Here is a 2,979-nt window from a genome sequence, read left to right as displayed (position 1 = left end):
ACCGTCGCTCGCAACAAGCTCAAAAGCGCTCAGCACCGACCTTCGATCATCGCCGCGTGCTGGATTCAGGCAACCTTGTGGTGACGTCATGATTTATGGAAAGGTCAATAGCAGCGCCTTCAACTCCTGTCCTGGCCTTGCCGCTCGCCACCCGAAGCTCCTGTACGACCTGCAAGGCTGAGTCATCAGTAGCCAAATCAAACAAGGCTTCGGACACGTCTTCTGCCAGCAGTTCATGGGCAAAAATCTGCAAGCGTCTCGCCAGCTCGGTGACGCGCTTTGAAACTCGTGTTCCACCTCTCGGCTTTGGCGGCCAGGGACATATGGCCCAGGAGTGGGATGATTCGATTAAGGAATTCATCTTGCCGCAAAATCCGGTGACTCGACTCTGTGTTTCAACAATCCGTGGACAACAGTGTGCATAACGTGCGCATGACATGGCTAAGTCGTCGACGAATCTTCGATTCGTTATCTCGCGAATGAAGCTGGGTGGACCTTCGCGGAGCCGCACCTCGTCTGTGTGTCCACCTGACAAGCCTGTGGACAACAAACGCGATAGTTGCATCTCGAACTGCAAACCGTTTCGGGAACAGGCTAGCAGTACATACCATCATCAGCATGGATTCCAGCTACGCTCTAAAGGCTCTCGGAGGACGATTTCGTTGGGTGCAGCAAGCCACTTTGACACGCAGACGGGGTCACCATAGGGTTGCACAATCGCGCCCAGTGCGAATCGATCCGCCAGTCAGGAAATGGGACTGACCAGTCCTTCGTAAGCGCAAGTGTGAGCGCGCCTAGATTTCGAAACTGAACGAGCGCAAGCCTGCGCCAAAGTCAACTTGCCGGGGCGCTATACCGATGACAGATAATGAAATTGATTTTCGTTGCGGGTGACCGGCGTGACCGCGGCAGGCCAGACGAATGTTGACGCCGCCACGCTCGCCTCGAGCGTCTATCGTAGGCCAAGGGGGGGCGAAATGCTGCTCACATGGCGCGAAAAGCGAACAGCTGGCAAACAACGGCTTAAGCATGCTGAGCCCGGTCTCCAACCGGAGATCTTAGAATCGCTCGCGCGTCGTCAATTTAGTGGCTTGTTCAGCTTAGACTTAACGTTGGATGGATTGTTGTCCATCTTGCACAAGGATCCCCTTTTGACAAGACAAGCCGCAGCTAGTGCAATCAGCGGCAACTCCATCAGGTTAGCTGTGCTCCATCCGAAGCTGTTTACCAGCCATCCGGCCGAAAATGAGGCAATGATGTTCCCTCCATAGACAAGCAAGGAATTGAAACCCTGCGCCCTATCCTTATTGACGGCGCTATATGTCTCCCCGAGCAGCAGAGTCCCACCGTTGAAAACGAAGTTCCACGCAATTCCGGAAAGAGCGAGCTCAAACACGAACAGCTCGTAGCTCTGCGTTGGCCACATGGTTAGCAGGCTACCCGCCGCGTTCACCGCGAGACCGCAGGCGATCACACCGCGCAGGGTGAGGCGGCCAGCCAGCCACGGGAAAAATAGCGAAGGCAAATACATACTAACGAAGTGGGCCTGAAGAACTGTGGCTGCGCTGGCAATCCCATAGCCGCAATCATGCAAGGTCAACGGCGCTGCGTTCATAGTCAACGTCATGCTTGCGAAGCCGACCGCGCAGATCACTCCAACCCGATAGAATCCTGCATCGAAGGATTTTCCGCTGCCATACTGGCCAAGTTCGTCAGGCGACATCTCTCGGCCCAAGTCAATAGAGATGAAACATTGACTGACTGCCAATAATAGACAAAGGACGACAATTGCAATAAAGCCGCCGGCATAGGGAAGTGACGGAATCGCGGGCGCGAAGCGACCCGCCAGCCATGGACCAGTGAGTCCCCCGACGACACCACCGAGCGTCACCCAAGCCACTGCGGTAGTACGCGTCTGCGGGGACTCCGCCGCGTCAATGGCAGCAAAGCGGTAATACTGCCCAAAGGCGCTGAAAGCACCGAACAGGAAAGCGCCACCTAGCAGCAGCGGAAACAGTGAAAGCGCCAAGCCCAAGCATGACACTGCGGCACCAGTTGCGCCCAATCCCGCCTTGAGCATAAAACCAGCTCGGCGTCCCGTGCGACGCATCAGCATGGCTGCGGGGTAAATCGCAAGCATCGTACCTAGTACCCCAGTGCTAACCGGTAGGGTCGCAAGCGCCCGCGCCGGAGCTAGCAATTCACCCGCCAGAGCCAAGATGGCCGTCAACAGCGCTACGATCGTGGCAGTCAGCCCTTGGCCTACGGCGAGCAGCAACACGTCTCGCGACGGCATACGAAAACTCGAGGCGGAGCCTGATGTCAAGTGCTTTTTCCTAGACCTCTGGGTTCAGTTCATCATACTGCCGCAGAGGTTTACGGACGCAGTACGATATGGCATCACGGCGATCACATGGAGATCGCGACGAGGCGGAGACGATATGTTCGGTCGCCACAAATCTTTCCGGCAATCATCGAAAGATCTCCGTACGCCCTTCTCTTCTCGGGCCCACGCCAGGATCAGTTACATTTGTTTAGAGATCGACAGACAGGCAAAACGTTTGCGACATGGCAAGATGAAAAGCACAGCTCCGTAGCCGACCTTCAATAGTGACCAACGACAAATCCGGGAGCGATGCCCCCCAACAGTGCATCTTGACGCAATGCACGACGTCACTTCCGACTCTTATTTCAATTCCCCAAATACCATCTCAAGTTTTCAATTATGAAAAATTACCGTACGCCTTTACGATATCACAAATCACTCCGCCAATTCATTCATATAGTGATACGACATTTCAATTTAAGACATCAATAGTAATTTAACGACAAATACCACACAACAAAATCGTTGAATGGAGAAGCGTCCCTTATTGACCTTTCCATAAATCATGACGTCACCACAAGGTTGCCTGAATCCAGCACGCGGCGATGATCGAAGGTCGGTGCTGAGCGCTTTTGAGCTTGTTGCGAGCGACG

2 protein-coding genes are annotated in these 2,979 nt (G+C 54.4%); both read right to left on the bottom strand.

Annotation, left to right across the window (positions count from 1 at the left end):
- Positions 1-46 precede the first annotated feature (46 nt).
- Positions 47-253, bottom strand: coding sequence for a hypothetical protein (locus tag HV796_RS41295; RefSeq protein WP_175233423.1), 207 nt, complete (start codon positions 251-253; stop codon positions 47-49).
- An 825-nt stretch (positions 254-1,078) separates the two neighbouring features.
- Positions 1,079-2,296, bottom strand: coding sequence for an MFS transporter (locus HV796_RS41290; protein ID WP_175233422.1), 1,218 nt, complete (start codon positions 2,294-2,296; stop codon positions 1,079-1,081).
- Positions 2,297-2,979 lie beyond the last annotated feature (683 nt).

The sequence above is a fragment of the Paraburkholderia humisilvae genome (assembly GCF_902859855.1).
Classification (GTDB): domain Bacteria; phylum Pseudomonadota; class Gammaproteobacteria; order Burkholderiales; family Burkholderiaceae; genus Paraburkholderia; species Paraburkholderia humisilvae.
The sequence above is the reverse complement of the archived record's forward strand: the minus strand, read 5'-3'. Positions and strand labels throughout refer to the sequence as shown.

Coding starts and splice junctions, on each gene's coding strand:
- HV796_RS41290 (WP_175233422.1), bottom strand. CDS start 2,296: ATGCCGTCGCGAGACGTGTTGCTGCTCGCCGTAGGCCAAGGGCTGACT.